The sequence below is a fragment of the Microbispora sp. H13382 genome (assembly GCF_014161445.1).
GTDB lineage: Bacteria > Actinomycetota > Actinomycetes > Streptosporangiales > Streptosporangiaceae > Microbispora.
In genome coordinates this window covers 167,498-173,928 of sequence record NZ_JABBXA010000021.1, presented here as the reverse complement: position 1 = coordinate 173,928, position 6,431 = coordinate 167,498, and the positions used below count along the sequence as shown (strand labels likewise).

At 70.8% G+C, this 6,431-nt stretch carries 6 protein-coding genes; 3 read left to right on the top strand and 3 right to left on the bottom strand.

What is annotated here, in order from left to right:
• Positions 1–1,840 (top strand): ATP-dependent Clp protease ATP-binding subunit (locus tag HHX41_RS32560; protein ID WP_182908997.1); only part of this gene is annotated, 1,840 nt, incomplete at its 5' end.
• Positions 1,841–2,213: 373 nt separating this feature from the next.
• A complete protein-coding gene (locus HHX41_RS32555; RefSeq protein WP_182908996.1) occupies positions 2,214–3,149 on the top strand; it encodes a TIM barrel protein in 936 nt (311 codons plus the stop codon).
• Between the two features lie 103 nt (positions 3,150–3,252).
• On the opposite strand, the gene HHX41_RS32550 is transcribed toward HHX41_RS32555, so the two are convergent.
• The 3 genes from HHX41_RS32550 to HHX41_RS32540 all read right to left on the bottom strand — a co-directional run bounded on the left by HHX41_RS32550 (position 3,253) and on the right by HHX41_RS32540 (position 5,552).
• Complete coding sequence (locus HHX41_RS32550; RefSeq protein ID WP_182908995.1) at positions 3,253–3,903, bottom strand: hypothetical protein; 651 nt, start codon at positions 3,901–3,903, stop codon at positions 3,253–3,255.
• A complete protein-coding gene (locus HHX41_RS32545) occupies positions 3,900–4,508 on the bottom strand; it encodes an RNA polymerase sigma factor (RefSeq protein WP_182909013.1) in 609 nt (202 codons plus the stop codon). Before HHX41_RS32545 ends, HHX41_RS32550 begins: the two co-directional genes overlap by 4 nt.
• 177 nt (positions 4,509–4,685) lie before the next feature.
• Positions 4,686–5,552: an A/G-specific adenine glycosylase gene (locus HHX41_RS32540; RefSeq protein WP_310742288.1), complete on the bottom strand. Its 867-nt coding sequence runs from the start codon at positions 5,550–5,552 to the stop codon at positions 4,686–4,688.
• Between the two features lie 138 nt (positions 5,553–5,690).
• Between HHX41_RS32540 and HHX41_RS32535 the strand changes: the two genes are divergently transcribed.
• Positions 5,691–6,389 carry a hypothetical protein gene (locus tag HHX41_RS32535; protein WP_169981542.1) on the top strand — a complete coding sequence of 233 codons (699 nt, stop codon included), beginning with the start codon at positions 5,691–5,693 and terminating at the stop codon, positions 6,387–6,389.
• Positions 6,390–6,431 lie beyond the last annotated feature (42 nt).

Genomic DNA, 6,431 nt, shown 5'->3' with positions numbered 1-6,431 from the left:
GGAGGGGTTGTCGCAGAAGATCGTCAAGGGTGAGGTGCCCGAGACGCTGAAGGACAAGCAGCTCTACACCCTGGATCTGGGTGCGCTGGTGGCCGGTTCCCGCTACCGCGGTGACTTCGAAGAGCGCCTGAAGAAGGTGCTCAAGGAGATCCGTACCCGGGGCGACATCATCTTGTTCATCGACGAGCTGCACACGCTGGTCGGTGCGGGCGCCGCCGAGGGCGCCATCGACGCCGCGAGCATCCTCAAGCCGATGCTGGCCCGCGGCGAGCTCCAGACCATCGGCGCCACCACTCTCGACGAGTACCGCAAGCACCTGGAGAAGGACGCCGCGCTTGAGCGGCGGTTCCAGCCGATCCAGGTGGCCGAGCCGTCGCTGTCGCACACGATCGAGATCCTCAAGGGTCTGCGGGACCGGTACGAGGCGCATCACCGGGTGTCGATCACCGACGGGGCCCTCGTCGCGGCCGCCACCCTCGCCGACCGTTACATCAGTGACCGGTTCCTGCCGGACAAGGCGATCGACCTGATCGACGAGGCGGGCTCCCGGATGCGGATCCGCCGGATGACGGCGCCGCCGGACCTGCGGGAGTACGACGAGAAGATCGCGAACGTGCGGCGGGAGAAGGAGTCCGCGATCGACGCGCAGGACTTCGAGAAGGCCGCGGCGTTGCGTGATCAGGAAAAGCAGCTGCAGCTGAAGCGGGAGCGGCGGGAGAAGGAGTGGAAGGCCGGCGACATGGATGTCGTGGCCGAGGTGACCGAGGAGCTCATCGCCGAGGTCCTGGCCACCGCCACCGGTATCCCGGTGTTCAAGCTGACCGAGGAGGAGTCCCAGCGGCTGCTCCGCATGGAAGACGAGCTGCACAAGCGGATCATCGGTCAGGACGACGCGATCAAGGGACTGTCCCGGTCGATCCGCCGTACGCGCGCCGGTCTGAAGGACCCGCGCCGTCCGGGTGGGTCGTTCATCTTCGCCGGCCCGTCGGGTGTCGGTAAGACCGAGCTGTCCAAGGCGCTGGCGGAGTTCCTGTTCGGCGACGAAGACGCGCTGATCATGCTCGACATGTCGGAGTTCATGGAGAAGCACACCGTCTCGCGGCTGTTCGGCTCCCCGCCCGGTTACGTCGGGTACGAGGAGGGCGGTCAGCTGACCGAGAAGGTGCGGCGCAAGCCGTTCTCGGTCGTGCTGTTCGACGAGATCGAGAAGGCCCACCCCGACATCTTCAACTCGCTGCTGCAGATCCTGGAGGACGGTCGGCTGACCGACGCCCAGGGCCGGGTGGTGGACTTCAAGAACACCGTCATCATCATGACGACCAACCTCGGCACCCGGGACATCTCCAAGGGCATCGGGGTCGGGTTCGCCCGCGCCAACGACACCGAGTCGAACTACGACCGGATGAAGGCCAAGGTGCAGGAGGAGCTCAAGCAGCACTTCCGGCCCGAGTTCCTCAACCGTGTCGACGACATCGTGGTCTTCCACCAGCTGACGCCCAAGGAGATCATCCAGATCGTGGACCTGATGCTCGCCCAGGTGGCCGAGCGCCTCAAGGACCGCGACATGGGCCTGGAGCTGACCCCGGCCGCCAAGCAGCTGCTGGCCGACCGCGGGTACGACCCGGTCATGGGCGCCCGCCCGCTGCGCCGGACCATCCAGCGGGAGCTGGAGGACACGCTGTCGGAGAAGATCCTCTACGGCGAGCTGCGGCCCGGCCAGGTCGTCAAGATCGACATCGAGGGCGAAGGCGACGCGGCCAAGTTCACCTTCGCCGGCGAGGCGAAGAGCCCGTCGGTCCCGGACTCGGCGGCCTCGATCGCGGAGGCGATCCAGCACTGATCGGTCCGCGATAACCCGTTCCACCTGAGGGGCGCTCCGCACGGAGCGCCCCTCGGTCGTTTTCCGGCCTACCGTGTGCGATCACCCGGGTCCCGAAAAGCGAGAACCGGTATCACGCCACCAAACGTAGTACTACACTGTGTAGAGTCAGCCGCGCGTCCGGCATGCCGCGAACGCGTGGGGACAGGCATGTCATCCCCGCGGCGTACCGGACAATCCGCTGCGGGGCGGACGCGCCGGACCGGGCGCACGGGGGAAGCTCGGTCCACCCGGGCGAGATCCCGGTGGTAGGAGGACCGGAGTCCCGTGCGGTCGGGACACGCCCTGTGGGCGAAATAGCGGTCCGGAAGTGCACAAGCCTTGGAGGCAGCTGATGCGCCTGTTGCACGACGACGGGACGCTGGTTCACCTGGCCTACAACGCGGGCGTACATCCCGCCGAGGATCTGGAGAACCTGATCGCCCACCTCACGCGCTACGCCGTGCCGGTGCGCAGGAAGCTGGGAGTCGACCGGCTGGGGATCGGCCTGTGGCTCGCCCCCGCCGTGGCGGACCATCTCATCGCCGATCGCATCGAGCTCGTACGGCTGCGCCGGTCGCTGGAGGAGCGCGGCCTGGAGTGTGTGAGCCTGAACGGCACCGGCGGGCGCAACCAGGAGGTCCCGGGACCCGACTGGGCCAAGCCCGAGCGCTACCGCTACACCATGGCGCTGGCGAAGATCCTCGCGTTCCTGCTGCCGGATGACGTGCAGTTGGGCAGCATCTCCACCATCCCGATCGGCTGGCGCCGCGACTGGCCCGCCGACCTGCACTCGATCGCCTCCCGCCGGCTCGACCGGCTGTCGCGTGAGCTTCGCGGCCTCTACAGCGTCACCGGAAAGACGATCAGGGTCGGCTTCGAGCCCTGGCCCGGCTGCGTCCTGGAGACCACCGAGCAGGCCCTGGAGCGGGTCTGCGACTTCGACTCCGATCACCTCGGCGTCTGCCTCGACGCCTGCCACCTGTCCTGCGGGGCAGAAGAGCCGGACGCGGCGCTGCGCGGGCTGGCTCTCGCCGGGGCTCCCGTGGTCAGGTTGAACCACGTGCACAACCACAGCCAGGAGATCCCCAGCACCCAGCCGGTGATCGCCGACACGCTCGCCGCGATCCTGTCCGGGGCGGTGAACGGCACCGCGCACATCGAGGTGGAGGCCCACGACGGGACCGCCCCCAAGACGAAGGGGCCGGCCGCGCTGGTGGCGAAGCTCGCCGACGATCTCGACTGGACCCGCCGCAACCTCACCGCGCTCGGCCTCAAGCTCGCCGCCTGACAGGCGCCCCCGGAGCGTCCGCGACGAGCGGGTCGCGGGGGCCACTGCGCGGTGCGGCACCGGGGCGGCCGTCTTCGCCGCCGCCCCGGTGCCGCGACGTCGGTCAGCCGTCCCAGCCGGGTGGGGGGCCGAGCGGTGCCTCGTCGCTGTCCACGAGCGTGCAGGGCGCGACGGGCCCGTTGGAGATGTTCGCCCAGATGCCGGCGGTCTTCTCGTCGGCGGACACGCTGAACTCCAGCACCGCCGTCTGCCCGGGCTTGACCGCGGCCGGGTCGATGCGGAACTCCGGCTCGTCGGGCGGCCAGATCAGGAACGGCCTGCCGTCGGCAGGGTGCTGTGCCTCCTGCCGGGACAGGAAGCTCGTGCTGCGGGGCTGAGGCGAGCATCGCTTTCCTACGGGGATGTAGTCGACGACCGCGTTCACCCCCATGCCGCGGAGCGTGGCCTCCAGCGGCTCGGGGTCCTTCGCCTGGTTGATGGTGATGGTGAGCGTCCCGTCGGCGTTCTTCGACACGGCGTACGCGGGCGTGCCGCCGCCGAGGAGCGCCGGAACGCCCACGGCCACTGCGACGCCCAGGGCCAGCGCGGGGGCCAGGAGGGCGGGGCGGAGCGGGCGTCGCCGGGGGCGCCCCGCCGACCTGCGGATTTCCGACATGACGAACTCCTTGAGTACGCGGTGGCGGCCGTTCGGGAGTCGTGGTTCCACCTCGAACGGCAGCAACCCGGCCAGCGCCTCGCGCTCACCCTTGTTCATGGGTTCTCCTCCCGTACGGACCGGACCACGCTGTCGTGGTCACCCTTTACCTGTCGCCGCACGGAGGCCCGTTGCCGTTCCGCGGCGAGTTTCTCCAGCTTCTTGCGCGCCCTGGACAGACGGGACCTGACGGTCCCCACGGCGACGCCCAGCGCCTGGGCCGCCTCGGCATGGTCGAGCTCCGACCACACGCAGAGCGCGAACACCTCCTGCTCCTGGCGGCGGAGCGAGCCGAATGCCTCCTGGATCGCGGCCAGCCACTCGGCAGCGTGAATGCGGTCGATGAGCTCGTCGGTGAAGTCGGGGACGGGATGGCCTCGGGGCATCCTGGCCAGCGCGTCGTCGTACCGCCTCGCGGCCCGGCGCAGATTCCGCGCCACGTTGGTCGCGATCCCCAGCACCCATGGCCGCAGGGACCCGCCGTCGGCGTCGAGCCGATCTCGCAGCCGCCACGCCTCCAGAAAGGTCAGCGACAGCACGTCCTCTGCGGCCGACCAGTTCCCGGTCAGCCGTAAGGCGTGGCTGAACACCGGCCGGGCCATCTCCTCGAAGAGCGCCTCGAACGCCTCGGCATCCCCGTCACGTATCCGGGCGCGCAGTGACATGTCCACACACAAGCACTGTCCGACCGGTCACCCTCATTCCCGCCGGCTTCTTCCGCGGTGCCCGGTAAGGGCTGCGGCGCGCAGGGGCGATGATCGGCCCGGTTCACTTCCGGCGGGCAGGCGGCTCCTCCGGAGCGCCGAGCAGGGCGCCGTGCCCCGCCTCCCGGACGGCCGGGGTCAGGAGGGAAGCTGGTAGGTGCCGTCGGGAAGGACCTCGGCCAGGCCGTCATCCAGCAGGCCGTCCAGCGCGCGCTCGCGCTGCACGTGGTCGGCCCAGACCGTGTCGAGCGCCTCCTTGGGGACCGGTCCGTGCGCCTCGCGGAGCACGGCGAGCAGGCGTCCGCGGCACTGCCGGTCGGTCCCCGCGTACGTCTGGCCCTGGCGCGCCGGGCCGTCGTGGGCCGGGCGCCCGGCCAGCCGCCAGGCGCACTGCGCGGTGACCGGGCAGCGCTCGCAGCGGGGCGCCCTGGCCGTGCACACCAGCGCGCCCAGCTCCATCACGGCCACGGCCCAGCGTGGCGCGCCGACCGGGGGCACGAGCGACTCCGCGAGCCGCCGCTCGGCCGCCGTCGGCGCCTTCGGCGGGTACTCCTCGCCGCGCACCGTCCTGGCCAGCACCCGCCGCACGTTCGTGTCGAGCACCGCGTGGCTGCCGCCGTACGCGAAGCTGGCCACGGCCGCCGCCGTGTAGTCGCCGATCCCGGGCAGTGCCCGCAGCTCGTCGTACGTGGACGGCACGCGGCCGGCGTGGTCGGCCGTGATGGCCCGGGCGCACGCGTGGAGGTTGAGCGCCCTGCGCGGATAGCCGAGCCGCCCCCAGTGGCGCACGGCCTCGCCGGGGGACTCCTTCGCGAGCGCATCCGGGGTGGGCCAGCGCTCCATCCACTCGGTCCAGATCGGCAGCACCCGGGCGACGGGCGTCTGCTGGAGCATGATCTCGCTCACCAGGATGCCCCACGGGGTCGCGTCGGGCCGCCGCCAGGGCAGGTCGCGGTTGTGCTCGGCGTACCAGTCGAGGATGGGCTCACGCAGGGAGGCGGACACGCACCGACTGTACCGGGCCGCACCGGGCTGGAACGGGGCGCCTGATTGCGCAAAGGTCCGGCGAGGCTCCGACCTGGGAAAGGGCAAGGTTCAGCGAGCCGTTACCTCTGACCCGCCAGGGCTCTCCATACTGTCCGTATGGATCCGGACACATTCCGTGGCGACGTGGGTGTCGAGGGGGCGGACGTCTACTGGCGCCGCCGTGTGTCGGTGCTCACGGGGATGCTCGTCGTGGTGGCGGTCGTGGCATGGGCGTGCAGCAGCGCCTCAGGACGGTCGGACGAGACCGCCGCGGCCGTCAGGGCGACCCCGTCCGACCGGCTGGTCGTCTCGCTGCCCGCCGGCCTGGCTCCGAAGACGCCCGCCGCCTCCGCCGCCGTGCCGGGGCAACCGTCGCCGTCCGCCTCCGCGGGCGTCTCGCCCTCACCCGGCAAACCCCGGCGCCCGGGCGATCCCTGCGACGAGAGGGACCTCGTGCTCGCGCTGCAGACCGGCCAGGACGTGTACGGCAAGGGCGTCACGCCGAACTTCCTGCTGACGGTCGTGAGCACGGGCAAGGTCGAGTGCACCGTCGACGTCGGGCCGCGCACGCTGGAGATGCGGGTGCTGTCGGGCGGCGAGCGCGTGTGGTCGACGGCCGACTGCGTGGCGGGCGACGGCGTGGACAGGCAGTTGCTGCAGCGCGGCATCCCCTATGTCCAGAACATCCGATGGGACCGCCACCGCTCGGGGAGCACGTGCGCGGGCAAGCGGTCGCCCGCCGACCCCGGGACGTACGTCGCGACGGCGCACGCGGGCCGGCTCAAGAGCCCGAAGATCGTCTTCCATCTGCGCTGAGAGAGGGCACTGAGAGGCGGACGCGGAAAGACGGGCGTCATG

Coding starts and splice junctions, on each gene's coding strand:
- HHX41_RS32545 (WP_182909013.1), bottom strand. CDS start 4,508: ATGTCACTGCGCGCCCGGATACGTGACGGGGATGCCGAGGCGTTCGAG.
- HHX41_RS32555 (WP_182908996.1), top strand. CDS start 2,214: ATGCGCCTGTTGCACGACGACGGGACGCTGGTTCACCTGGCCTACAAC.
- HHX41_RS32535 (WP_169981542.1), top strand. CDS start 5,691: ATGGATCCGGACACATTCCGTGGCGACGTGGGTGTCGAGGGGGCGGAC.
- HHX41_RS32550 (WP_182908995.1), bottom strand. CDS start 3,903: ATGAACAAGGGTGAGCGCGAGGCGCTGGCCGGGTTGCTGCCGTTCGAG.